Annotated in this window: 23 protein-coding genes; 7 read left to right on the forward strand and 16 right to left on the reverse strand. The window is 66.8% G+C overall.

What is annotated here, in order from left to right; genetic code table 11:
- Nucleotides 1–88: 88 nt before the first annotated feature.
- Nucleotides 89–424 (forward strand): pilin assembly protein, encoded by a 336-nt coding sequence (locus tag J2T47_RS05950; RefSeq protein WP_253443369.1) that lies wholly within the window; start codon nt 89–91, stop codon nt 422–424.
- A 176-nt stretch (nt 425–600) separates the two neighbouring features.
- Here J2T47_RS05950 and cadR read toward each other — a convergent pair whose 3' ends face one another.
- Nucleotides 601–1,068, reverse strand: coding sequence for a Cd(II)/Pb(II)-responsive transcriptional regulator (gene cadR / locus J2T47_RS05955; RefSeq protein WP_088417911.1), 468 nt, complete (start codon nt 1,066–1,068; stop codon nt 601–603).
- Nucleotides 1,069–1,155: 87 nt separating this feature from the next.
- On the opposite strand from cadR, the gene J2T47_RS05960 reads away from it, so the two are divergent.
- The 3 genes from J2T47_RS05960 to J2T47_RS05970 all read left to right on the forward strand — a co-directional run bounded on the left by J2T47_RS05960 (nt 1,156) and on the right by J2T47_RS05970 (nt 4,958).
- Entirely contained in the window at nt 1,156–3,522 is a 2,367-nt protein-coding gene (locus tag J2T47_RS05960; RefSeq protein WP_253443371.1) for a heavy metal translocating P-type ATPase, read from the forward strand.
- 188 nt (nt 3,523–3,710) lie between these two features.
- Entirely contained in the window at nt 3,711–4,130 is a 420-nt protein-coding gene (locus tag J2T47_RS05965) for a DUF4398 domain-containing protein (protein ID WP_253443372.1), read from the forward strand.
- Between the two features lie 36 nt (nt 4,131–4,166).
- Nucleotides 4,167–4,958, forward strand: a complete 792-nt coding sequence (locus J2T47_RS05970; RefSeq protein ID WP_253443373.1) for an OmpA family protein — start codon at nt 4,167–4,169, stop codon at nt 4,956–4,958.
- A gap of 176 nt (nt 4,959–5,134) precedes the next feature.
- On the opposite strand, the gene J2T47_RS05975 is transcribed toward J2T47_RS05970, so the two are convergent.
- From J2T47_RS05975 to J2T47_RS06045, 15 genes are all read right to left on the reverse strand, one after another.
- Nucleotides 5,135–5,644 (reverse strand): O-acetyl-ADP-ribose deacetylase, encoded by a 510-nt coding sequence (locus J2T47_RS05975; RefSeq protein ID WP_253443374.1) that lies wholly within the window; start codon nt 5,642–5,644, stop codon nt 5,135–5,137.
- 38 nt (nt 5,645–5,682) lie between these two features.
- Nucleotides 5,683–6,009 carry a hypothetical protein gene (locus J2T47_RS05980; protein WP_253443375.1) on the reverse strand — a complete coding sequence of 109 codons (327 nt, stop codon included), beginning with the start codon at nt 6,007–6,009 and terminating at the stop codon, nt 5,683–5,685.
- A complete protein-coding gene (locus J2T47_RS05985) occupies nt 6,006–6,941 on the reverse strand; it encodes an alpha/beta hydrolase (protein WP_253443376.1) in 936 nt (311 codons plus the stop codon). The genes J2T47_RS05980 and J2T47_RS05985 overlap by 4 nt, the downstream gene beginning before the upstream one ends.
- Nucleotides 6,942–7,158: 217 nt before the next feature.
- Nucleotides 7,159–8,463: a flavohemoglobin expression-modulating QEGLA motif protein gene (locus tag J2T47_RS05990; RefSeq protein ID WP_253443377.1), complete on the reverse strand. Its 1,305-nt coding sequence runs from the start codon at nt 8,461–8,463 to the stop codon at nt 7,159–7,161.
- Nucleotides 8,460–9,023: a hypothetical protein gene (locus tag J2T47_RS05995; RefSeq protein ID WP_253443378.1), complete on the reverse strand. Its 564-nt coding sequence runs from the start codon at nt 9,021–9,023 to the stop codon at nt 8,460–8,462. Before J2T47_RS05995 ends, J2T47_RS05990 begins: the two co-directional genes overlap by 4 nt.
- A 107-nt stretch (nt 9,024–9,130) precedes the next feature.
- Nucleotides 9,131–9,847 (reverse strand): TetR/AcrR family transcriptional regulator, encoded by a 717-nt coding sequence (locus J2T47_RS06000; protein ID WP_253443379.1) that lies wholly within the window; start codon nt 9,845–9,847, stop codon nt 9,131–9,133.
- A 587-nt stretch (nt 9,848–10,434) separates the two neighbouring features.
- The gene (gene lysS, locus J2T47_RS06005) at nt 10,435–11,940 is read right to left on the reverse strand and encodes a lysine--tRNA ligase (protein WP_253443381.1); all 1,506 of its coding nucleotides are present in this window, start codon (nt 11,938–11,940) and stop codon (nt 10,435–10,437) included.
- A gap of 82 nt (nt 11,941–12,022) precedes the next feature.
- Nucleotides 12,023–13,118, reverse strand: a protein-coding gene (gene prfB, locus J2T47_RS06010; RefSeq protein ID WP_253443383.1) for a peptide chain release factor 2 whose coding sequence is annotated in 2 segments (ribosomal slippage) — nt 12,023–13,045 and nt 13,047–13,118 — 1,095 coding nt in all. Because the reading frame shifts where the segments join, the coding sequence is not laid out codon by codon here.
- A gap of 119 nt (nt 13,119–13,237) precedes the next feature.
- Entirely contained in the window at nt 13,238–14,248 is a 1,011-nt protein-coding gene (locus J2T47_RS06015; protein WP_253443385.1) for a response regulator, read from the reverse strand.
- Nucleotides 14,249–14,286: 38 nt separating this feature from the next.
- Entirely contained in the window at nt 14,287–15,294 is a 1,008-nt protein-coding gene (locus J2T47_RS06020) for a chemotaxis response regulator protein-glutamate methylesterase (RefSeq protein ID WP_253443387.1), read from the reverse strand.
- Nucleotides 15,291–17,588: a hybrid sensor histidine kinase/response regulator gene (locus J2T47_RS06025; RefSeq protein ID WP_253443389.1), complete on the reverse strand. Its 2,298-nt coding sequence runs from the start codon at nt 17,586–17,588 to the stop codon at nt 15,291–15,293. Before J2T47_RS06025 ends, J2T47_RS06020 begins: the two co-directional genes overlap by 4 nt.
- A complete protein-coding gene (locus J2T47_RS06030) occupies nt 17,585–18,271 on the reverse strand; it encodes a chemotaxis protein CheW (protein WP_253443391.1) in 687 nt (228 codons plus the stop codon). Before J2T47_RS06030 ends, J2T47_RS06025 begins: the two co-directional genes overlap by 4 nt.
- Nucleotides 18,264–19,499 (reverse strand): CheR family methyltransferase, encoded by a 1,236-nt coding sequence (locus J2T47_RS06035; RefSeq protein ID WP_253443392.1) that lies wholly within the window; start codon nt 19,497–19,499, stop codon nt 18,264–18,266. The genes J2T47_RS06030 and J2T47_RS06035 overlap by 8 nt, the downstream gene beginning before the upstream one ends.
- Entirely contained in the window at nt 19,496–20,008 is a 513-nt protein-coding gene (locus J2T47_RS06040; RefSeq protein ID WP_253443394.1) for a chemotaxis protein CheW, read from the reverse strand. Before J2T47_RS06040 ends, J2T47_RS06035 begins: the two co-directional genes overlap by 4 nt.
- Nucleotides 19,983–21,602, reverse strand: a complete 1,620-nt coding sequence (locus tag J2T47_RS06045) for a methyl-accepting chemotaxis protein (RefSeq protein ID WP_253443396.1) — start codon at nt 21,600–21,602, stop codon at nt 19,983–19,985. The genes J2T47_RS06040 and J2T47_RS06045 overlap by 26 nt, the downstream gene beginning before the upstream one ends.
- A gap of 202 nt (nt 21,603–21,804) precedes the next feature.
- Between J2T47_RS06045 and J2T47_RS06050 the strand changes: the two genes are divergently transcribed.
- The 3 genes from J2T47_RS06050 (at nt 21,805) to J2T47_RS06060 (ending at nt 24,529) form a co-directional block, all read left to right on the forward strand.
- Nucleotides 21,805–22,242 carry a YqaA family protein gene (locus tag J2T47_RS06050; protein ID WP_253443399.1) on the forward strand — a complete coding sequence of 146 codons (438 nt, stop codon included), beginning with the start codon at nt 21,805–21,807 and terminating at the stop codon, nt 22,240–22,242.
- Between the two features lie 168 nt (nt 22,243–22,410).
- Nucleotides 22,411–24,021, forward strand: coding sequence for a methyl-accepting chemotaxis protein (locus J2T47_RS06055; RefSeq protein ID WP_253443401.1), 1,611 nt, complete (start codon nt 22,411–22,413; stop codon nt 24,019–24,021).
- 118 nt (nt 24,022–24,139) lie between these two features.
- Nucleotides 24,140–24,529, forward strand: coding sequence for a hypothetical protein (locus J2T47_RS06060; protein WP_253443403.1), 390 nt, complete (start codon nt 24,140–24,142; stop codon nt 24,527–24,529).
- The last annotated feature ends 441 nt before the right edge of the window (nt 24,530–24,970 follow it).

Here is a 24,970-nt window from a genome sequence, read left to right on the forward strand (position 1 = left end):
GTCTAGGCTGAAAGTTATCCCCATCGATGGGAAAACCTGCGGCGACCTCACGAGGGCCGACCGCCACGTAACGACCCTAGAGGTGAACATGAAAATCCGCGAGCTGGTACGCCATTGGGAAAAGAACGCCAGGGGGCGCATGACCCACCACCAGTACAGCATTCCGCTGGACGTCGAGACCGCCGCGCGTCTGGCTGCGCTGCATGACATGTACCCCAAGCGCAGTGTCGAGGAGCTGCTGGGAGAGCTGGTCAGTGCGGCGCTGGAGGAGCTGGAGGCGAGCTTCCCCTACGTGCAGGGCAACAAGGTGGTGGCCCAGGATGAACAGGGCGACCCGATCTACGAGGACACCGGCCCGACGCCGCGTTTCCTCGCGCTATCGCGCAAGTACCTGCGTGAGCTGACGGAGGCGGAGCACTCCTGAACGAAAACGCCCCGGCAATTGCCGGGGCGTTTGGTTTTCCGTAGGGCGGATAACCTGGAACAGGTTATCCGCCGTTCACGTCACCGGCGCAGCGGAACAGCGGCGGATAACGCTGGTGCGTTATGCGCCCTACGGGTTGCCGGGGGCGCTTGCATTACCTGTAGGAGCGAGCTTGCTCAGTGCCGGCCGTGCACGCCGGGGACATGCAGATGCCCCGCCTCGGCACAGGCCTCGGGAATCACCGACGGCTCCGCCGGCTGCTCCAGCTCGCGCAGGATGCCGCAATCCTCGCTGCTGCCCTCGCCCTGGCACTGCGCGCGCAGGTCGCGCAGTTGCTGGCTGAGCGACTGCAGCTCGGCGATGCGCACCTCGACATGGTGCAGGTGCTCGTCGATCAGCCGGTTGGCGGTGCCGCAGTCGGATTCGGGGCGGTCGCGCAGGCCGAGGAGGATGCGGATCTCCTCCTGGGTCATGTCCAGCGAACGGCAATGGCGGATGAACGACAGTCGTTCGACGTGGCTGGCGTCGTACTGCCGGTAGTTGCCTTCGCTGCGCGACGGCGCGGGCAGCAGGCCTTCGCGCTCGTAGTAGCGGATGGTTTCCACCGGGCAGCCGGTCAGTTTCGCCAGTTCACCGATCTTCATTTGCGACTCCTCGCCAACGGACGCTTGACTCTGTAGTTGCTACAGGGTGTGCAATCAGCAGCAACTCGTCAAACAGGAACGGACGACATGACTGCCAAGCCCGAGGGCCCGATCATCCGCGGCCCCGTTCACGACCGCAAAGAGCAGGACGCCGGCTGCTGCGGCTGCGACAAGGGCGCACTGCTGCGCGCCCCGGCGGCCGGACCGGCCCCGCACTCGCACGGCCACGGCCATGCCCACGATCACGGCCATGCCCACGATCACGATCACGATCACGATCACGGACATGGTGAGGATCGCAGCGCGCGCGCCGAAAGCGCCGCCACTGCCGCCGCCGGTTCGGCCAGCGGCGAGCTGCGCTGGACCAGCCTGCGCATCGAAGCCATGGACTGCCCCACCGAGGAACGCCTGCTGCGTGATGCGCTGGGCCGCGTGCCTGCCGTGGAAGACCTGGACTTCAACCTGATGCAGCGACTGCTGCGCGTGCAGCATCGCTTCGACAGCATCGAGCCGCTGCAGAAGCTGGTGGCCTCCCTCGGCATGCAGGCCGAACCGCTGGACGAAAACGCCCCCGCCTCCGCCCAGCCCGCCCGGCAGAAGCCCTGGTGGCCGCTGGCGCTGGCCGGTGTGGCGGCGGCAGGCGCGGAGTTCTTCGAGTGGTTCGCCATCGGCCCGCACTGGCTGGTGGCCGCACTGGCCATCGCGGCGATTCTCGGCGCCGGCCTGCCGACCTACCGCAAGGGCTGGATCGCCCTGAAGAACCGCAACCTCAACATCAACGCCCTGATGAGCATCGCCGTGACCGGCGCCATGCTGATCGGCCAGTGGCCGGAAGCGGCCATGGTGGCGGTGTTGTTCGCCATCGCCGAACTGATCGAGGCCAAGTCGCTGGACCGTGCGCGCAATGCCATTCGCGGTCTGCTGCAACTGGCTCCGGAGCAGGCCACGGTGCAGATGGACGGGCAGTGGCAGGAGGTCTCCGCCAAGTCCGTCGACCTCGGTGCGCGGGTGCGGGTGCGCCCCGGCGAGCGCATCGCTCTGGACGGCGAGGTGCTCGACGGCCGCTCCAGTGTCAACCAGGCGCCCATCACCGGCGAGAGCCTGCCGGTGGAAAAGCAGGCCGGCGACACCCTGTTCGCCGGCACCATCAACGGCGAAAGCGCGCTGGAATATCGCGTCACCCGAGTGGCCGATGACAGCACCCTGGCGCGCATCATCCACGCCGTGGAAGAAGCCCAGGGTTCGCGCGCGCCAACCCAGCGCTTCGTCGACCAATTCTCGCGCATCTACACCCCGGCGGTATTCCTCATCGCCATCGCCACCGCACTGCTGCCGCCGCTGTTCTTCAGTGGCGCCTGGCTCGACTGGGTGTACCGCGCGCTGGTCCTGCTGGTGATCGCCTGCCCCTGCGCCCTGGTGATCTCCACGCCGGTGACCATCGTCAGCGGCCTGTCGGCGGCAGCGCGCCTGGGCATCCTGATCAAGGGCGGGGTGTTCCTGGAGATGGGCCGTTCGCTGGAATGGATCGCCCTGGACAAGACCGGCACCCTGACCGAAGGCCGCCCGCGCCAGACCGACTTCACCGCCCTGCGCGAAACCGCCGCCGGCGACGTCCGCACCCTGGCCGCCAGCCTTGCCGCACGCTCGGATCACCCGGTGTCCCACGCCGTGGCCCGGGCCGCCGAGGCCGACAACATCGCGCTGTACAGCGTCGGCGAGCTGACCGCCCTGCCCGGCCGTGGTGTGAAGGGCGCGATCGACGGCCGCACCTACCACCTGGGCAACCACCGCCTGGTTGAAGAGTTGCAGCTGTGCTCGAAGGAGCTGGAGGCCCGGCTCGATGCCCTCGAACAACAGGGCAAGACGGTCATCGTGCTGCTCGATGCCGAGGGGCCGCTGGCGCTGTTCGCGGTGGCCGATGGCGTCAAGGAAACCAGCCGTGAAGCGATCGCCCAGTTGCACGAACTGGACGTGAAGACGCTGATGCTGACCGGCGACAACCCGCACACCGCCAATGCCATCGGCGCCCAGGTGGGTATCGATGTGGCGCTGGGCAACCTGCTGCCCGAGGACAAGCTGCGCGAAGTGAAGCAGCGTCAGGAGGGCGGCAAGCGCGTCGGCATGGTGGGCGACGGTATCAACGACGCCCCAGCATTGGCCCGTGCCGACATCGGCTTCGCCATGGGCGCGGCGGGTACTGACACGGCCATTGAAACCGCCGGTGTCGCGCTGATGGACGACGACCTGCGCAAGCTGCCGTCCTTCATTCGCCTGTCGCGCCAGACCCACCGCGTGCTGATCCAGAACATCACCCTGGCGCTGGGCATCAAGGCGGTGTTCCTCGCCCTCACCCTGGCCGGCGAAGGCACTCTGTGGATGGCGGTTTTCGCCGACATGGGCGCCAGCCTGCTGGTGGTGTTCAACGGCCTGCGGTTGTTGCGCCATCGCGGCTGATCGACGCCGTTTGCCGAAGAATGCCCGCCTGCACGGCGGGCATTTTTTTTGAACCCCCTGGCAAAACACTTAGTCCCCTAAACAGATGCCCGCTATCGATGGCGCAGAACCGCGCCGGAGAACGGCGCGCATCCGCCGGCATCGAAACGCCGAGGGAACCCCCTACCAAACGTCAGAGGATTCACCCAATGGAACTGAAATCTCAGAGCGCTCGAACCGTCCCTGCCCTTTCCACCCGTGCCCCGCTGCGCAGCTGGCGCCTGGGGCTGCTCGCCCTGGGCAGCGCCGTGCTGCTGGCCGGCTGCGCCGGCAACCCGCCCAGCGAGCAGATGGCCGTCACCGAATCGGCGGTGAACGCGGCAGTCAGCAACGGCGGACCGGAATTCGCCCCCGTGGAAACCAAGAACGCCCAGGACAAGCTCGCCCAGGCGCGTATCGCCCTGAACGACAAGGAATACGACCAGGCCCGCAACCTGGCCCAGCAGGCCGAGTGGGACGCCCGCGTGGCCGAGCGCAAATCCCAGGCCGTGAAGGCCCAGAACGCGGTGAAGGACGCCCAGCAGGGCGTGATGGAGTTGCGTCAGGAAGGCCTGCAGCAGGCCCAGTGATCCCGCCCTTACGCCCGGTCATATAAGGAATTCGACATGAACAAATTCATCGTACTGCCCGCCCTCTCGACCCTCGCCCTGGCTCTGGCCGCCTGCTCCACGCCGCCGAATGCGAACCTGGAGAAAGCCCGCGGCGACTTCCAGGCCCTGCAGGCAGAGCCCCAGGCCACCCAGCAGGCGGCCCTGGAAACCAAGGACGCCGGTGACTGGCTGGCCAAGGCCGACCAGGCCTACCGCGACGGCGCCAACCCGAAGGAAGTGGACCAGCTGGCCTACCTGACCCAGCAGCGCATCGAGCTGGCCAACCAGACCGTGGCCCTGCGCGACGCCGAGGATCAGTTGAAGAACACCTCCGCCCAGCGCGCCCAGGCCCGCCTCGATGCCCGTACCGCGCAGTTGAACAAGCTCAAGGGCGAGCTGAACGCCAAGCAGACCTCACGCGGGACCATGGTGTCCTTCGGTGACGTGCTGTTCGATCTCGACCGCGCCGAACTCAAGCCCGGCGCCATGAGCAACGTGCAGAACCTCGCGGGCTACCTGCAGCAGAATCCGGAGCGCAAGGTCATAGTCGAGGGCTACACCGACAGCAGTGGCTCGTCGACCTACAACCAGGGCCTGTCCGAACGCCGCGCCGACGCCATCCGCCTGGCGCTGCTCAGCCAGGGCGTGACGCCGGAACGCGTCGTCGCCCGCGGCTACGGCAAGGAATACCCGGTATCGAGCAACGGCACTGCGGCGGGTCGCGCCATGAACCGCCGTGTCGAAGTGACCATCTCCAACGACGCCAATCCGGTGCAGCCGCGCTCTTCGGTGAGCGGCACCTACTGACCCGGCAAAACGGCTCGCTCCTGCGAAGTGGCTCTTCGTAGGAGCGAGCTTGCTCGCGAACCCATTGCCGCGCAGGAGTCCTCCTTAGGCACCCCTCCGGGGTGGGAGAGGCCTACGGCCCGGAGGCGAGCCCTGGTTCGCGAGCAAGCTCGCTCCTACAAAAGCAGCTCCGTCGGTCAGGCGAGCAGGCGGCGGTAGAGCTCCGCCATCTCTGCCGAGAAAGGCACCAGCACCAACTCCTTCAACGAACTCCCCTCGCCACGCGGACGACGCAGCTCGTCCACGGCAACCTGCGCCGCCGCCTCGGCGGGATAGCCGTAGATGCCGGTGCTGATGGCGGGAAAGGCGATGCTGGCGAGGCCCTTGTCCTCGGCCAGTTGCAGACTGTTGCCGTAGCACTGGGCGAGCAGCTCCGGCTCGCCGTGCTCACCGCCGCGCCAGACCGGCCCGACGGTGTGGATAACGAAGCGCGCCGGCAGGCGGAAGCCGGGGGTGAGCTTCGCCTGGCCGGTCTTGCAGCCACCCAGCGGGCGACAGGCGTGGACCAGATCCGGGCCGGCGGCCCGGTGGATGGCGCCGTCGACGCCACCGCCGCCCAGCAGAGAGCTGTTGGCGGCATTGACGATGGCATCGACGTCGAGACGGGTGATATCGCCCTGCCAGACGCGGATTTCGGGATGGCTCATGTGACTGGCTCCCTTGGCCTGCGACGGCGGGCTCGCCGTCACTTGACCTCTTGCGGGGTCTCTTCACCCATGCAGCGCACGGCGCGCTTGCGGCCGTCGACCAGCACGCCGGTCAGGCCCTTCTGGCTCATGTCGAACATCACCAGCACGCCATCGATGCACTGCGCCTGCTGGTCGGCCGGGTCCAGGGAAAGCTTGGTGCTGTCTTGGCCGGGGATGCTTTTCAGCATGGTGAACTGGGTCAGCTCCAGCGCGTCCTCGGGCTTGGCGAAGTGCAGGTAGCCGTAGTACCAGAGCGTGCCGACCGAGACGAAGATGGTGGCGATGACGGTGAGGATGTAGGAGATCGGGTTGCGGTCGTTCATGGGTTGCCTTGTTGTTTCGGGTCCGCCTGCGATTCCTGTGGCTTCGCCGGAGAGGGATAGTTCGGGACTTCAGCCAGGCGCCGCAAACCAGTGAAGTGCTGCGGGTCGTCGAGGAAGCGCAGCATCACTTCGCGCCACACGGATTCGCCGAAGGTTTCCACGTGGTTGCCGCGGGTCAGCTGGAAGACCTTGGGCGGCCGCCTGGCCTTGTAGAGGGCGAGGCCGTTGTCCAGGGGCACAATGGTATCGTCGATGCTGTGGAAGAACAGCACGGGTGCGCCAGAAAGTCGCGGCATGGAGCGGATGGCGCTGTCGCCGTCGGGCACCAGCCAGGACAGCGGCACCTGCAGCGGCCAGGTCAGCCAGCTGGTGGACAGGGTGTACTGCGCCACGTCGCGGTAGCTGGCCGGCACGCCATCGAGCACCACGGCGTGCAGCTGCTTCTGTCGCTCCGGATGCAGGCCCAGGTAGTGCACGGCCATGGCGCCACCCAGGCTCTGGCCGAGCAGGACCACCGGCTTGCCTTGCACCTCCGGCGCCTTGTCCAGCCAGGCAAAGGCGGCGTCGATGTCCTGGTAGATCGCCGGCAGGCTCGGCGAACCCTCGGAATGCCCGTAGCCGCGGTAGTCGATCATCAGCACCTGGTAGCCCTGCTCCGGCAGCCAGTAGGCGCCGCCCAGGTGCCAGGCCATGTTGCCGCCATTGCCGTGCAGGTGCAGCACGGTGCCCTTCACCGGCACGCCCGCCTTCGCCGGCAGCCACCAGCCGGCGAGCTTCACGCCGTCGGCGGTGGTCAGGGTGACGTCGCGGTAGTCGAGCTTGGCGCGGGCCGGGGTGATGGCGACATCGTCGCTGGGATAGAACAGCAGCGAACTGCAGCCCCCGAGTGCGAACAGCAGCGTGAGAGCGGCGGCCTTGAAGCAACGGATCATAGGCTAGTCATCCTTGGGGCCATCCTTCAAATGGATCGGCAATAGCGCGGTATCAAAGCCCCTCTCCCCCGCCCTGGCTGCGCGCCCCGCTCCGAAGGGAGAGGGAGCTGTCCGTGCCGGCTGACGCTAGGGTTTCATCCTGCAGCGAACGGTCCCCTCTCCCTTCAGGGAGAGGGTTAGGAAGAGGGCGCGTCCAGCCGCACACGCCTTCCCGTCATTAGAGGATATTGGCGTAATCCGCCTCGATGCGGTCGAGGCTGAGGTGGTTGAGGAAGTTGGAGAAGCACATCCACGCCGACAGCGCGTTGAGGTCGCGGAACTGCGGCGGCAGGTACTTGGGCGGCACCACCAGGCCTTCGTCCACCAGCTGGCGCAGGGTACGCATGTCTTCCAGGGTTGCCTTGCCGCAGAACAGCAGCGGGATCTGCTCCAGCTTGCCCTTGCGCACGGCGAGCTGGATGTAGTTGTAGATCAGGATGAAGCCCTTGAGGTACGACAGGTCCTTGGTGAACGGCAGGCCGACCGGGGTCGAGCCACGGAACACGCGGCTGGCGTTCTGGTAGCTGCTTTCCACGCTGTAGTTCTGCTCGCGGTAGAAGTGGAACACCTCGAGGAAGTCCGCGCCCTCTTCGGCCATGTGGATGGCGCGGGTGCGGTTGGTGAGCTTGCGCAGGCGCGTCGGGTAAGAGGCGAAGGCGATCACTTCCATCAGGATCGCCAGGCCTTCCTGGGTCACGGTGGAGGACGGCGGGCCCTTGGCGAGGAAGGTGCAGATCGGCTGGTTGAGGCCGTTGAGCGTGGTGCCGACATGCACCAGGCCTTCATGGACTTCCAGCGCGCGCACGTCGCGCTCGTTGAACATGGCGTCGGCGCGCACCTTGATGTAGTCGGCGCCAGCCGCGGCGTCGGCGACGATGCCGTCGGACTCGAAGACGCGGATGGTGTCTTCCTTGCCGTCGAACACCTTGTTCAGGCGCTCCTGCAGCATCTTCACCGCGTCGCTGGCGGTGAGGGTCTTGGGCTCGTCCTTGAGGTCGCCACGGTCGGCGATGTTGTTCAGGTAGTCCGAGAGCATCAGGCCGAGGTCCGCCAGGGTCGGGTCGCCGGCATGGAAGGCATCGGAGGCCGAGCCGTAGAGCTCCTGGGAGATCAGGCCGAAGTCCTGGGTGCCGCGCGCTTCGAGCATGCGGATGACCATGCGGTATTCCTTGCACATGCGCCGCATGATCTGCCCGACGGGGTTGAACTGGCCCAGGTGACGGGTGATGTCACGCTCGATGTTCTGGAATTCCTGCTTCTTCGCGCTGCTGTCGAAGGACAGCGGGCGGCTGTCGTAGTAGGCGCGGTCGACCTTGGGCGCGTGCTTGCCGCGGCCCTTGAGGAAGTCGTCGCGAACGCCGTCGTCCCACTTGATGGCGTCGAGCACGCGGATCGGCGTCTGCGCCTCGACGATGCGGTCGGACAGGCCGCGGATGATCTGCTGGTATTCGTTGGGCGTGGACTTCCTGCGCCTTGGGGTCATGGCTTGTCTCCCGGGGTCACGCGCGAAAAGCGCAGCGCTTCGACGAACACGTCGGAATTGGCCGGATCGTTGAGGTAGGCGATCACCTGGGGCAACTGGCTGGTCACCAGCGCGGCGGCACCCTGTTCGGTGTCGACCTTCTCGCCCTTGAGCGCGCCTTCCTTCATGTCCTGCAGGATGTGCTCGACATCCAGGTTATAGATCACCAGTTCGTCCTTGTCGGTGATCTCGAAACCGGCCAGGGCGAAGTTGCCGCCCATGCTCTTCGGCAAGCCCGCCGACAGGTACCAGCGCTTGCCGTGGTGGGCGACAGTGAAGCCGAAGTCCTCGACGCTGTCGGTGTTGTCCTTGCTGTCGACGTAGCTGACCGCGCGGTAGAGGTTGGAGCCGGAACGGGTGACTTCGAGGATCTGCTCCTCGCCGTACTCGTCCACACGCGACCACTGGCCCAGCAGGTGAGCCGGCGCGGGCTCGTTGGCCGGAATCGGGTCCTTGAACGTCACCAGACAGCCACTGAGCAGGCCGATGCTCAACAGCAGCAGTGCACGCCAGACTTTCATCACGCCCTCCTTAGGTCCGGATGCCTGTGCATGCGATGCGCGAAGGCGTCCGGAGTTCCGACACGAAAACCCCGCCGGATGGCGGGGTTGGAATGCAGCAGCCGGGGCTACAGGCCCATCACCAGATCGAGATAGCGGCTAAGGATGGCACGCATTTCCTCGGTCTGCAGATGGTCGGCCCCGTCCAGCAGGCCCTGATACTCCATCTGCAGGATGATGGCCGTCAACACCCGGGCATCCTGCTCGGGCTGTCTGGAACCGAGCACTTCGAAGAAATGCACCACGCCCAGGGAGAGAATCCGCCGATGACGCTGGGCCAGATCGCTGAGGCTGGGGTTGAGCAGCGCCTCCTGGCGGAAGGCCTGTTCGGCCAGCAGGTGCTCGCGGCGTTCGTTGAGCTGGACCATGACGTACTGGATCGCCAGCTCGACGATATTGGCCGTCAGCTCGCGGCGCGCCTGCGGGTCGTCCTGGGCGAGGCCGGCGGCCATGGCCTGCAGATCGCCCTCGACGCTGCTCCAGAAGGTCGACAGGGCTTCGGCGCTGCGTTCGACGAAGAGCGCGAAAGTGTCGGTAATGAGGTCCTGGATGTCCTTGAAGTAGTAGGTGGTGGCCGACAGCGGCACACCGGCCTCGGCGGCTACTGCGCGGTGGCGCACGGCGCGGACGCCATCACGCACGATGATCCGCAGGGCGGCGTCGAGGATCGCCTGGCGGCGCTGCTCGCTGCCCTGGCGGCTGGCCTTGCGGCCCTGGTATTTGACACTTTCTGCGATGGCGCTGGCGACTTGCGCTGCGCTGTCTCGCGGGGACACTTGGGTCACTGGCATTACCTCCGGCGGCGCGGCCTGATGGCGCATTGTTCGAGCTTTTCTGTGGGAAAACAATTGCCGCTTTGCAGCTGCGACGCCGGCGCACAGAGCGAGCCGCGAGGCAGAGCAGGCGGCTGGGAATCAGGCCTGGGAGTGAGACGTGCCACAGAGTGCCCGAGCCACGGCCGTGAGGTGCATTTCGTCGGATGGTATACCGCCGGATTCCAGAGATTCTGTAGGAGCGAGCAGCCCGCGAACAGAGTACCCGGCAGCACCGGAGCGGATCGGTTCGCGAGCAAGCTCGCTCCTACGAAGAGCAGCCCGCTGCGGAACCGAAAAAACGATGGGTGGGCCAGGTGCCAATCGGTGGGTCGGAGCGGCGGCGAGTCGATCGCGGACAGAGTCCACTCCTACGCCAGCCGGGACGCGCGTAGTTCAACCTGTAGGAGCGGGCCATGCCCGCGATCGCGCGCATGGCGCGCATGGCGCGCATGGCGCGCTCCTACAGGGGTGTCCGGCGTTTGGCGAGCGTAGGTGCCCCAAGCCGCGGAAACGAAAAAGGCCGCCCGGGGGGCGGCCTTTTTCTCCTGATCCTGCGCTTACGCCTGCGGGCGCATGTGCGGGAACAGGATCACGTCGCGGATCGACGGCGAGTTGGTCAGCAGCATCACCAGGCGGTCGATGCCGATGCCTTCGCCGGCGGTGGGCGGCATGCCGTATTCGAGCGCGTTGACGAAGTCGGCGTCGAAGTGCATCGCCTCGTCGTCACCAGCGTCCTTCTCCTTGACCTGCAGCATGAAGCGCTCGGCCTGGTCTTCGGCGTCGTTGAGCTCGGAGTAAGCGTTGGCAATCTCACGGCCACCGATGAACAGCTCGAAGCGGTCGGTGACGCTCGGGTCGTTGTCGTTGCGGCGCGCCAGCGGCGACACTTCGAACGGGTACTGGGTGATGAAGTGCGGCTGCTCCAGCTTGTGCTCGACCAGCTCTTCGAAAATCATCACCTGCAGCTTGCCCAGGCCTTCGTGGCCGAGGACCTTGGCGCCGGCCTTCTTGGCGATGGCGCGGGCCTTCTCCAGGTCGGTCAGGTCAGCCGCGGTGAGTTCCGGGTTGTACTTGAGGATGGCGTCGAACACCGACAGGCGGGCGAACGGCTCGCCGAAGTGGAAGACCTTGTCGCCGTAGGGCACGTCGGTGCTGCCGAGCACGGCCTGGGCCAGCTCGCGGAACAGCTCCTCGGTCAGGTCCATGTTGTCTTCGTAGTCGGCATAGGCCTGGTAGAACTCGAGCATGGTGAACTCGGGGTTGTGCCGGGTCGAGACGCCTTCGTTACGGAAGTTGCGGTTGATCTCGAAGACCTTCTCGAAGCCACCGACCACCAGGCGCTTGAGGTACAGCTCCGGGGCGATACGCAGGAACATGGCCATGTCCAGCGCGTTGTGGTGGGTTTCGAAGGGCTTGGCCGCCGCGCCGCCGGGGATGGTCTGCAGCATCGGGGTTTCCACTTCGAGGAAGCCGCGATCGGAGAGGAAACGACGGATGTGGGCGATCACCTGGGAACGCACACGGAAGGTGTGGCGGGTTTCCTCGTTGACGATCAGGTCGACGTAGCGCTGGCGGTAGCGCTGCTCGGTGTCGGTCAGGCCGTGGTGCTTGTCCGGCAGCGGGCGCAGCGACTTGGTCAGCAGGCGCACGCTGGTCATCTCGACGTACAGGTCGCCCTTGCCGGAACGGGCCAGGGTGCCTTCGGCGCCGATGATGTCGCCCAGGTCCCAGGTCTTGATCTCGGCCAGGGTCTCTTCGGGCAGGGTCTTGCGGTTCACGTAGGCCTGCAGGCGGCCGCTGCTGTCCTGCAGGACGATGAACGAGCCGCGGTTGAGCATGATGCGACCGGCAACCTTGACCGGGATGGCGGCTGCTTCCAGCTCTTCCTTGGTCGCGGTTTCGTACTGTTTCTGCAGGTCCGCGAAGTAGTTCTCGCGGCGGAAGTCGTTCGGGAAGGCGATGGCCTTGGCTTCACGCACGGCGGCAAGCTTTTCCTTGCGCTGGGCGATCAGCTTGTTTTCTTCCTGTTGCAGTTCGGTAGCGTCGAGTTGTTGGTCGCTCATGGTCGTCTATCTGCCTGGCGTCTTGATCAATAGGGGTTACTGGCGGGAACGGGCCGTGCGGCCCGCCCCGCGGCGGTGCTGTTTACAGGCCTTGTTTCAGGCTGGCTTCCAGGTATTCGTTGAGGTCGCCGTCGAGCACCTTGTCGCAATCGCTGCGTTCCACGCCGGTCCGCAGGTCCTTGATGCGCGACTGGTCGAGCACGTAGGAGCGGATCTGGTGACCCCAGCCGATATCGGACTTGGTCTCTTCCAGCGCCTGCGAGGCGGCGTTGCGTTTCTGCATCTCCTGCTCGTACAACCGGGCCCGCAGCATCTTCATGGCGGTGTCCTTGTTGGCGTGCTGGGAGCGTTCGTTCTGGCACGCCACCACGGTGTTGGTCGGCACGTGGGTGATACGCACCGCGGAGTCGGTGGTGTTCACGTGCTGACCGCCCGCGCCGGAGGAGCGGTAGGTGTCGATGCGCAGGTCGGCCGGGTTGATCTCGATCTCGATGTTGTCGTCGATTTCCGGCGACACGAACACCGCGGTGAACGAGGTGTGGCGACGGTTGCCGGAGTCGAACGGGCTCTTGCGCACCAGACGGTGCACGCCGATCTCGGTGCGCAGCCAGCCAAAGGCGTACTCGCCCTTGATGTGCACGGTGGCGCCCTTGATGCCGGCGACTTCGCCTTCGGAGAGTTCGACGATCTCGGCGCTGAAGCCGTTCTTGTCGGCCCAGCGCAGGTACATGCGCAGCAGCATGTTGGCCCAGTCCTGGGCCTCGGTGCCGCCGGAGCCGGCCTGGATGTCCAGGTAGGCGTTGTTGGGGTCCATCTCGCCGCTGAACATGCGGCGGAACTCGAGCTTCTCGAGGATTTCACGCAGGCGCTGGACTTCGGCCTCGACGTCGCCGACGGCGCCTTCGTCCTTCTCCTCGACCGCCATGTCGAGCAGGTCGCGGGAATCGGCCAGACCGCCGGTGAGCTCGTCGAGGGTCTCGACGATCTGCGCCAGCATGGCGCGCTCGCGGCCCAGGTTCTGGGCGTATTCGGGCTTGTTCCAGACCGCCGGGTCTTCCAGTTCGCGGTTTACTTCGATCAGACGATCATGTTTCAGATCGTAGTCAAAGATACCCCCGAATCGAATGGGTACGGTCGGAGAGGTCCTTGATGCTGTTGAGGATCGGTTGGATTTCCATGGCGGGAAGCTCTCACGGGTAAAGGGCGTAGAAAAGCCGCCAAGTATACGTGATTTTTCGCCGCCCTTTCAGGCTTTACGACAAAGCACGCTCACCGTTTCCGCGCCCTCCCCGCCGCTTCAGCCGGCGATGGCCACCTGGTTGCGCCCGCCGTGCTTGGCGTTGTAGAGCGCCTGGTCGGCCAGTTCGATGAGCTGGCGGCAGGCCTGCCCGGCCTGGGGAATCAGGGTCGCCACGCCGATGCTGATGGTCAGCGACGAGCCCGGGATGGGCAGTTCGTGACGGATGTTCAGCTCCTGCACCAGGCGCCGCAGCTTCTCTGCCAGCAGGCGCGCGCCGCCGGGCGAGGTATTGGGCAGGACCATGACGAACTCCTCGCCGCCATAGCGCGCCGGCAGGTCGGACGGGCGGCTGGCGCTGGCGCGGATGGCCCCGGCCACCTGACGCAGCGCCTCGTCGCCCTGCACATGGCCGAAGGTGTCGTTGTAGGCCTTGAAGTGGTCGACGTCGATCAACAGGATCGACAGCTGAGTCTGCTCGCGCAGGCCGCGGCGCCACTCCATTTCCAGGTATTCGTCGAAGTGCCGGCGGTTGGACAGCCCGGTGAGGCCATCGGAGTTCATCAGCCGTTGCAGTACCAGGTTGGTTTCCAGCAGCTGCTGCTGGCTCTCGCGCAGGGCCCGGTAGGCCTCGTCGCGCTGCAGCAGCGCGAGGTAGGAACGCGAGTGGTAGCGCACCCGGGCGATCAGTTCGATGGCGTCGGGCAGCTTGACCAGGTAGTCGTTGGCGCCGGCGCTGAACGCCGCGCTCTTCACCGCCGGGTCTTCCTTGGTCGACAGGACGATGATCGGCAGGTCGCGGGTCGCCGGGTTGGCGCGGTACTCACGCACCAGCGAGAGGCCGTCGGCGCCGGGCATCACCAGGTCCTGGAGGATCACCGTGGGCTTGATCTGGATCGCCAGGGCAATGGCCTGGTGGGGGTCGGAGCAGAAATGGAAGTCGATGCTGGGATCGTCCGCCAGCGCGCGGCGTACGGCTTCGCCGATCATCGGCTGGTCATCGACCAGCAGCACCATGACCGCAGAATCGCCTGGGGTGTTCACGGGGTAGTCACTCTGATTTGAGTTCATGGGTGAGGGGTTCATGCAATCAGCTCCGTAGCCCGCGCTCAGGCGCAGACCTCAGCGAGTCGTCGGGCGATGTCGCCCAGCGCGCGAATCTCCACCGCGGCGCCGATGGCGGCAGCGGCCTTGGGCATACCGTACACGGCACTGCTCTCCTGATCCTGGGCAAGGGTCAGGAAACCTCGTTCGCGCATGTGTTTCAGGCCTTCGGCGCCGTCCCGGCCCATGCCGGTGAGCAGTACGCCGATGGCGTCGCCGACCCAGTACTCGACCACGCTGTCGAAGAATACGTCGATGGATGGCCGGTAGATGTGGCCGCTGGGCTCGGCGGTGTAGGCCAGCTCGCCGCCCTTGAGCAGGCGGATATGGTGGTTGGTGCCGGCCAGCAGCACACAGCCCGGCTGCGGCGGCTCGCCGTTGCGTGCCAGGCGTACGGGAATCTTCGACTGGGTCGAGAGCCACTCGGCCATGCCGGCGGCAAAGACCTCGTCGACATGCTGGACCACCACGATGGCGGCGGGAAAATCTTCTGGCAGGCGGGCGAACAGATCGGCCAGCGCCGCCGGACCGCCGGCCGAGGAGCCGATGGCGATGAGCTTGCGCGCGCCGCTGCCCTTGCGTGCCGGCACCGCACTGATGGCCGGGCGGCTGTCGCGCGGGGCATTCAGCCAGGCCAGGTTCTGCAGCTTGCGCAGCAGCGGGCGGGCCGCTTCGGCGGGATCGCCGGCGCCCATCGTCGGTGTATTCACCGCGTCGACAGCGCCATTGCCCATGGCGTCGAACACGCGACTCATGTTCTGTTCCAGATCGACGGTGACGACGATGATCGCGCAGGGGCTCTGGGCCATGATCCGGCGGGTCGCCTCGACGCCATCCATCACCGGCATCAGCAGGTCCATGAGGATCACGTCGGGCTTCTGCGCGGCACACATCTCCAGCGCTTCCGCGCCGTTGGCGGCAACCCAGACGATGCGGTGCGCCGGCTCATAAGCCAGCGCCCGGCGCATCGCCTCCACCGCCAGGGGCATGTCGTTGACTATCCCTATCTTCATCCCTGAGCCCCCCCGATCAGGTCGACCACCGCATCCAGCAGGGCCTCGTCATGGAAGCTGGCCTTGGCCAGATAATAGTCGGCGCCGGCATCGAGCCCGCGCCGCCGGTCTTCTTCGCGGTCCTTGTAGGACACCACCATCACCGGCAGCGACTGCAGGCGGGTATCGCGGCGGATCAGGGTCACCAGCTCGATGCCGTCCATGCGCGGCATGTCGATGTCGGTGATGACCAGGTCGAAATGCTCCGAGCGCAGGGCGTTCCAGCCGTCCATGCCATCCACTGCCACGGCGACATCATAGCCGCGCCCGAGCAGCAGCTTGCGCTCCAGCTCGCGCACGGTGAGCGAGTCGTCCACCACCAGCACACGCTTGCGCGCCGGGCCGCTGAGGCGGCCGGTGGGGTCGATGCGTTCCAGGCGGCCGGTGGCCAGGAGTTTTTCCACGGAGCGCAGCATGTCCTCGACATCGAGGATCAGCACCGGGGTGCCGTCGTCCAGCAGCGCCCCGGCGGACACGTCCTGCACCTTGCCCAGCCGGGCATCCAGCGGCACCACCACCAGGGTGCGCTCGCCGATGAACTTCTCCACCGCCACGCCGTAGGCGCTTTCCCGCTCGCGGATCACCACCACCGGAATCTCGTCCGGCGTGGCCTCGCCGTCCGGGCGCTGCAACAACTGGCTGGCGGACACCAGGCCGACATGCCGGCCCTCGTGCCAGAACTGCTGACGGCCTTCGAGCTGGACGATCTCGTCCGGCGCCAGGCGGCGCATGCGCTCGATGTGCGCCAGCGGGAAGGCGTAGGCTTCACCGCCGATGCTGACGACCAGGCTGCGCACCACCGACAGCGTCAGCGGCACTTCCAGGTGGAAGCGCGCGCCCTGCCCGCTCACCTGCTCCATGCGGATGCCGCCACGCAGCTGGCGCACCATGTGCTGCACGGCGTCCAGGCCAACGCCGCGGCCGGATACTTCGGTGACCTGTTCGCGCATGCTGAAACCGGGCAGGAACAGGAAGCTCAGCAGCTCTTCCTCGGTGAGGCGCGCCACGGTTTCCTCGGTGGACAGCTGGCGACGCACGATGGCCGAGCGCAGGCGGTCGAGATCGACGCCGCCGCCGTCATCCTGCAGTTCCAGCACCAGCATGCCGGCGTGGTGACGGGCCAGCAGCTGGATCGTGCCCTCCTCCGGCTTGCCGCTGCGGGCGCGCACTTCGGCGGACTCGATGCCATGGTCGACGGCATTGCGCAGCAGGTGGGTAAGCGGCGCTTCGAGCTTCTCCAGCACATCGCGGTCGACCTGGGTGGTGGCGCCCTGCACGTCCAGGCGCACGGTCTTGCCCAGCGAGCGGCCGAGGTCGCGGACCATCCGCGCCTGCCCGGAGAGCACGTCGGAGAATGGCCGCATACGGCAGGACAGCGCGGTGTCGTAGAGCGACTGGGCGCGCTGGCCGGCCTTGAAACTGAATTCGTCGAGCTCGGCGATCTGCTCGCTGAGCAGTTGCTGGCACTCGCCGACCAGACGACGAGCGTCGGCCAGATAGGCTTGCGCCTCGGCGTCCAGATTCGCCGTGCTGGCGGCATCGCGGGCGCCGTCGAGCACACGGCTGGCGCTGGCCTGGATGCGTTTGAGGCGTTGCAGCGAATCGAGCAGCGGCTTCAGCCGCTGGGACTCCACCAGCGACTTGCTGGAGTAGTCGAGCAGCTGGTTGAGGCGCTCGGCAGTGACCCGCAGCACGCGCTCGCCGGCTTCATCGCTGTCGCTGGAGCGGCGACGCGGCGTGGGTTCGGCGGGTGCAGCGGGTACTGGCGTCGGGGCAGGCTCCGGTGCCGCCTGCTCAGCCAGCACCGGGGCGGCTTCGACTGGCGCGGGCACGGCTGGTGCAGGCCGGGCCGGCGCCTTGCCGGACACCAGCGCCTGCAGGCGCTCGACCATGGCCGGCACGCCCTGCTGGGCCTGTTCGGCGCGCTCGGGCTGGGCGTCGGCGATATGCAGGAGGATATCGGTGCCGGCCAGCAGCGCGTCGATGTGCCCGGAAGTCAGCAGCAGTCGCCCCTCCTGCGCGCCGACCAGGCAATCCTCCATGACGTGCGCGACCTGTACGCCGGCATCCAGACCGACGATCCGTGCCGCGCCCTTGAGCGAGTGCGCGGCGCGCATACAGGCTTCGAGCTGGTCGGCCTGGGTCGGGTTACGCTCCAGCGCCATCAGGCCGTGCACCAGCACCTGCGTCTGGGCCTCCGCCTCCAGGCAGAACAGCTCCAGCATCGACGCGTCCTTCATCTGGTCCGGGGTCATGCGAGGCTCCGGGTGGCGGCGTCGAGCAGGGCTTCCTGGTCGAGCAGGCGGATGCTGCGCTGGCGCCACTGCATCACGCCACGGGTGAAGCGGTCGTTGGCGGCGTGGCTCTGCGACGAGGCTTCGACGATGGCCTTGTCGTCCAGCTCATGGATGCCGTCCACCTCGTCCACCGGCGAGATGATCGGCCCACCGACCGCCGCCAGGATCAGCATGCGCGGCACGATGCGGGCGTCGTCACGGGCGGCCGCGCGGCTGTCGAGGCCGAGCAGTTCGCCCAGGGAAATACAGGCCACCAGCGTGCCGCGCACGTTCGCCACGCCCAGCAGCGCGGGCGAGCGCTGGTGCGGCAATGAATGCACCACGCAGGCCGGGGCGACCTCGGCCAGGGCACGGGTGGGCAGGCCCAGCCATTCCTCGCCAAGGCGGAAGATCAGGTGCGGGCGGCCTTCCTCGACCGCCGCTTCGGTGGCTTCGACGGGCGCCAGGTGCGCACCTTCGCTGCCCAGCGCGTAACGGTCCAGCAGGCTGATGGCGGCGGCAGCATGCACCGGGCAATTGCGGCAATGGATGTACTCGGCCAGCTGCGGGCAGCTGCGGTCGCCGCGCACGCCGATGCGGTTCCAGCAGTCGTCCACTGTCGGCAGGTCGCCGTCGAAGGAGGAATAGCCAGATTCAACCATTGCGCTTCACTCCTCGCGCGGCGCGCTCCTGCAAGCGGCGGGCGCCGGCTGCATCGCCCTGGGCCGCGAGCAACGCGGCCAGGTGTTGCAGGCTTTCCTGGTGATCGGGTTGCAGGTACAGGGCCTTGCGGTAGAAGGCCTGGGCCTCGCCGCTCTGGCCCTGGGCGTCGGCCAGCAGGCCGAGCCAGTAGAAGGCTTCGGCGTTCGGGCCCTTCTCCGCCAGCAGCGCCTCGCAGTGCCGACGGGCCTCCGCGGACTGGCCGGAGTTGGCCAGGCGGGCGATTTCCGCCAGTGCGTTGCCGGCAGGCGCAGCAGCCGGCTTCTCGGGCCTGGCGACCACGCGCGGGGGCACCGGTGCAGGCTTGGGCGGCGCCGGCCGGGGAATCGGTGCTGGCGCGGTCCAGTTCAGCGGTGCCGCTCGCGGCGCCGCTTCGGTCCCTTCCAGCGGGAAGGCGAAGGATTGCGGCACGCCCAGCGGGCGCAGGCCGACTCGGGACATCAGGCTGGCCTCGGCCGGACCGATGAACAGCACGCCGTCGGTGCGCGCCAGCCGGCGCAGCACATGCACCACCTGCTCCTGGGTCGGTCGGTCGAAATAGATCAGCAGGTTGCGGCAGAACACGTAGTCGTAGGGTGCCTCGCCGGCCAGCAGGCCCGGCGCCAGCAGGTTGCCGGTGCGCAGGCGCACCTTGCGGCGCACCGTCTCGCTGAGCTGGTAGTCGTTGCCGTCGGCGCTGAAGTGGCGGTCACGGAAGCTCAGGCTGGAACCACGGAAGGAGTTGCGCCCGTAGCGCCCTTCTTCCGCCCGCTCCAGCACCGCGCGGCTGACGTCCAGCGCGTCGACCTGGAAGGCAGCGGGTGCGAGCCCCGCATCCAGCAACGCCATGACGATGGAGTACGGCTCCTCGCCGGTGGAGCACGGCAGGCTGAGGATACGCAGCGGCCGGGTGCCCGCCAGTTCCAGCACGCGACGTGACGCGAGGTCCGCCAGGGCGCCGAAGGATTCGGGGTAACGGAAGAACCAGGTTTCCGGGACGATCACCGCCTCGATCAGCGCCTGCACTTCCTCGGCAGAGCCCTGCAGCTGCATCCAGTAATGCTCGGCGTTGCCACCGCTGACCTTGTTGCAGCGCTGGCGCACGGCACGTTCGATCACGGCGTCACCGACCGACTCGGCATCCAGGCCGATGCGTTCCTTGAGCAGCTGGGCGAAGCGCGGATCGGTCATGCCGGCGCTCCCCCCGCATCACGCAGCAGGCGTGCGCGGGCTTCGTCGCTGAGCAACTGGTCGACGCCTACGCGCTGCAGCAGGCCCTGCTCGTCCTCCAGCACGGGGCCGAGGTAGCGGGCGCGGCCATTGTCCAGCTCATAGTCGCGGAACGCCGCCGGATCGCGGCGCAGGGTATGGGTGGCCTGTTCGAGGATCAGCCCGAGGCGCTGCTCCGGACCTTCGCCCTCGGCGCGGTAGCGCACCAGCACCAGGCGCGTGCTGGTGCGGCGTGGCGCGCTGTAGCCGAAGGCCATCTGGCAGAGGTCGAGCACCGGCAGCAGTTCGCCGCGGAGCGGGAACAGTCCGGCGACCCAGGCGGGCGCTTCCGGCACGCGCTTGAGCGCCGGCACCGGCAGCACCTCGATGACGTCGTGGACGTCCAGCGCGTAGCGGTCCGCGCCCAGGCGGAACTGCAGGTACAGCCTGCCCGCCGCGGCGGCGTCAGACCTTGAAGCGGGAGACGCCATTGCGCAGTCCGTTGGCCACGAGGTTCAGCTCGTCGATGGCAAAGCTGGCCTGGCGCAGGGATTCCACGGTCTGCCCGGTGGCCTCGCCGAGCTGCACCAGCGCCTGGTTGATCTGCTCGGCGCCGGTGGCCTGGGCCTGCATGCCTTCGTTGACCATCTGCACGCGCGGCGCCAGCGCCTGCACCTGCTGGATGATCTGCGAGAGCTGCTCGCCGACCTGGCCGACTTCCGAGATGCCGCGACGCACCTCCTCGGAGAACTTGTCCATGCCCATCACGCCGGCGGACACGGCGGACTGGATCTCGCGGACCATCTGCTCGATGTCGTAGGTGGCCACGGCCGTCTGGTCGGCCAGGCGGCGCACTTCAGTGGCGACCACGGCGAAGCCGCGGCCGTACTCGCCGGCCTTCTCCGCCTCGATGGCGGCGTTGAGCGAGAGCAGGTTGGTCTGGTCGGCCACCTTGACGATGGTGGTGACCACCTGGTTGATGTTGCCGGCGCGCTCGTTGAGGATCGCCAGCTTGGCGTTGACCAGCTCGGCGGCGCCCATCACGTGGTGCATGGTCTCTTCCATGCGCGCCAGGCCCAGCTGGCCGGAGCCGGCCAGGGTGGAGGTCTGCTCGGCGGCCGAGGACACCTCGGTCATGGTGCGCACCAGGTCGCGCGAGGTGGCGGCGATTTCCCGCGAGGTGGCGCCGATCTCGGTGGTAGTGGCGGCGGTTTCGGTGGCGGTGGCCTGCTGCTGCTTGGAGGTGGCGGCGATCTCGGTCACCGAGGTGGTCACCTGGATGGCCGAGCGCTGCGCCTGCGACACCAGGCCCTTGAGTTCCTCGGCCATGCCGTTGAAGCCGGTCTCGATCACCGCGAATTCGTCGTTGCGCTCCATCGCCAGGCGCGTGGTGAAGTCACCGCCGCCCATGACCTGCAGGCCCTTCACCACCTGCCGCACCGGCTCGGTGATGGCGCGCATCAGCAGCAGCCCGCAGACCGCCGCCGCGACGATGGCCAGCAGCAGGGAAATCAGCATGATCGCCTTGGCGGTGGCGACCTCGCTGACGATGCTCCCGGCGGCGGCGTCGGCAATTTCCTTGTTCAGGCTGATGAGCTGGGTCAGCGTCTTGCGGCCGTCTTCCCACAGCGGCTCCAGGCGTTCCAGCAGCAGCTTGCGCGCGCCTTCGCGGTCGGTGGTGTAGAGCTGCAGCACATCGGCCAGCAGCGAGTCGTACTGGCCCACCTGCTGCTTGAAGTGGCTGAGCATCTCGGCATCGCGGGCATCGCTGACGGTGCGCTCGTACTGGGCGATGCGCTCGATCAGCGTGTCGTGGTTGGCGCGGAATTCCTGGCGATGCTTCTCGTCCAGCGCCTGGCCATTGGAGAGGCCGACCAGCACCTGGGTCAGCAGGATGCTGTCGGTCCAGGTCGAACGCACCTGGGTCAGGGCGTAGGTGCCGGGCATGGCGTCTTCATTGACCCGTTGGGTGCTGGCTTCGACGCGCAGCAGGCGGGTGTAGGAAATCACCACCATCAGCAGCATGATCGCGATGACGACGGCAAAGCTGGCCAGGATGCGTTGGCGTAGAGTCCAGTTCTTCACAGCGTTCCCCAGAAGAGTTGTGGCGTGCCGACAGACTTTTCATTCAGACGCGACACGTCTCGAATGCAAATTCCTACCAAGTCTTCAGCAAGATAGGACATATAGTATCCGGACATACCGGAACCTCATCTCTTTATTCCGAATTTTTAGCACGCCGGTTCTTGTCATTCTGCCGGCCCATACCCGCCTCACGATCAACCCGATGCTCAGCCTCGCCCTCGCCGCCCATGCAGGTCTGTTCCTCTCCGCCTTTGGTGCTGCCACCCTGCTGCCACTGCAATCGGAAGCCGTGCTGGTCGGCCTGCTGCTGGGCGGCCAGTACCCGTTGTGGTCGCTGCTGCTGGCGGCGAGCCTGGGCAATGTTCTCGGCTCCCTGGTGAACTGGGTGCTGGGGCGTGGAATAGAGCGCTGGCACGGCAGCCGCTGGTTCCCGCTGAGCGATGCCGCCCTGGAAAAGGCCCAGCGCCACTACCGCCGCTTCGGCAGTTGGTCGCTGTTGCTGAGCTGGGCGCCGGTGATCGGCGACCCGCTGACGCTGATTGCCGGCGTCATGCGCGAGCCACTCTGGCGTTTCGTGCTGCTGGTGACGCTGGCCAAGGTCGGGCGCTATGCGGTGCTCGCCTGGCTGACGCTCGTCTGAATCATTCCCCTTCCAAAAGCGGACAGGCTTTTCGTCGGCTAGTCCTGTTTTGCCACTGCTGCAAAAAAATGGCGCCAAGTAATATCACCGAGCCATTACCGCACATGGCGGAGCCCAAGGGCTCCATACACTGGATGAAGAAAAGGGAATTTCACGATGTTCAGAAGCATGAGTATTGGCCGCCGCGCGTCCCTGGGTTTTGCCGTCATAGGCCTGCTCCTGGTGTTTCTCGGGTTGTTCTCGCTGTACAAGCTCTCGACCCTGCGCGCCGCTTCCGAAGAAATCGACAGCAACTGGCTGCTGAGCATCAACCACATGAACCAGCTGTCGGGCGATATCGCCCGGATCCGCCTGGAATCCATGCGCCTGCTGGTCAACCGCGACAACGCCGCCCGTGAGCACAGCCTGGGCCTGATCGCCGAAGCGCGGCAGGACAAGGACAAGGTGCTGGCCGACTACCGCCGACTGATCCTCAGCGCCGAAGAGCAGCAGGACACCGACGCCCTGCGCGAGACGCTGGACGGCTACCTCGGTTTCGTCGACCAGATGGTGGCAAGGATCCGCCAGAACGACGATGAGGGCGCGCTGCACATCCTCAACAACGACATCGCCCGGCAGGGCGCCGAGCTGAACAAACGCCTTACCGCACTGATCGACCTCAACCGCAATGGCGCCACCGCCGCGGCCGACCGCGCCGTGGAGCAGTTCCAGAGCGGCCGGCTGGTGATCGGCGCGGTCATGCTGATCAGCGTCGGCCTCACCCTGCTGCTGGCCTGGCAACTCACCCGCAGCATCGTCGCGCCGCTCAGCCAAGCGGTGCGCGTGGCACAGACCATCGCCAGCGGCGACCTCAGCCAGCGCTTCACCGTCGAGGGCCGCGACGAACCGGCGCAGTTGCTCCATGCCCTGGCGGACATGCAGAACAGCCTGCGCGAGACCCTCCGCGGCATCGGCAACTCGGCCAGTCAGCTGGCTTCGGCCGCCGAGGAAATGCACAACGTCATGGCACAAAGCAGCCGCGCGCTGCAGCAACAGAGCGACCAGATCGAGATGGCCGCCACCGCCGTCAACCAGATGACCAGCGCCGTGGAAGAAGTGGCCAGCAACGCCGCTTCCACCTCCGCCGCCTCCCGCGAGGCCATCGACGCGGCGCGCAGCGGCAGCGAGCGGGTGGACGAAACCTCCAACGCCATCGGCACCCTGGCCGGCGAAGTGGGCCAGGCCTCGCAACAGGCCGAGGTCCTGGCCAACCAGGCACAGGACATCGGCAAGGTGCTGGAGGTGATCCGCAGCGTGGCCGAGCAGACCAACCTGCTGGCGCTCAATGCCGCCATCGAAGCCGCCCGCGCCGGCGAGGCCGGCCGCGGCTTCGCGGTGGTCGCCGACGAGGTACGTTCGCTGGCCCAGCGCACCCAGAGCTCGACCCGCGAGATCGAGGAGCTGGTTTCGGCGATCCAGAACGGTAGCGACCGCACGGTCGCCGCCCTGCTCAGCAGCACCTCCCACGCCGAACGCACTGTCAGCCGTACCGGCGAGGCCGGTGCTTCGCTGCAGGTGATCCTCGAGCGCATGTCGCTGATCAACGAGCGCAACCTGGTGATTGCCAGCGCTACCGAGGAACAGGCCCAGGTCGCCCGTGAAGTGGACCGCAACCTGCTGACCATCCGCGACCTGGCCACCCAGACCTCGGCCGGCGCGACCCAGACCAGCTCGGCGAGCCAGGAGCTGTCGCGCCTGGCCGTGGGCCTGAACGGCATGGTGGCGCGCTTCGTGGTCTGACGTTCTCCTGCCCTACTCCCGTTTCGCCAACTGCTTGGCGAAACGGGAAGGTTGGACGGGGAATTTTTCCGGCCTTTTCCTATCCAATGGCCATCATGGAACGCCACAGGGTGGATAGATGAACGTATTGAAATTGTCGGCCGTGCTGGCCGCCGCCGCGCTGCTGAGCGCCTGCGGGGGCAACCAGGCCAAGGTCTGCGGTTCGGACGATGTGAAGAATCAGCTGGTGAAGATCTTCCTGTCCGGCGCGCTTTCCGCCCAGTCCGACGCCCTGAGCAAGGCCGAGCTGAAGGACGTGGCGATCATCGACAAGGACCCGGACAGCGGCGTGCTGGAATGCGTCGGCACCCTGACCGTGCCGGTAGTCGGCCAGGTCGCCTCGGGCACCCTGAAATACCAGATTGCCCCGGCGGCCAAGTCCGACCACGACTACCTGCTGCTGCTCGCCGACGGCCCGCTGGCGAATGCCTTCGCCAAGCGCATCGAGGGGATGGTCCCGCAGCAGTGAGGGTTATCCACAGGCAATGAAAAACCGGCCCATGAGGCCGGTTTTTTATTGGGCAAGCACAGAGCCAACCTGTAGGAACGGGCCATGCCTGCGATCCGCCGGCTGGGCCGGCGCCTGCCCCTGCTCCGGTGCTCAAGATTTGTTGCTTCGGCCCGTGTGTTCCAGCGCCGCATTGGCGTACGCGCGGACTCTGAGGTTTCGCCCCCTCGGGCGACCTCCTTTGGCAAACGACGGATGGCCGCCCCACCCAAAGGAGGCAAAGGTCTCGCCCCTACATCCGGCTTTTCGCTTCGCGAAAAGTACCCTCGGTTCCTGAAAGGGGCACTTCGGCGCGTGCGGATAGTTCGCTGGAAGACTTCAAAAGAAAGGGCAAGAGCCAAGAGCTGTTCGCGAGCAAGCTCGCTCCTACGAAGAGCCGGACACCCGCTCCAGCTCCAGCTC

Source organism: Pseudomonas nitroreducens (genome assembly GCF_024170165.1).
Taxonomy (GTDB): domain Bacteria; phylum Pseudomonadota; class Gammaproteobacteria; order Pseudomonadales; family Pseudomonadaceae; genus Pseudomonas; species Pseudomonas nitroreducens_C.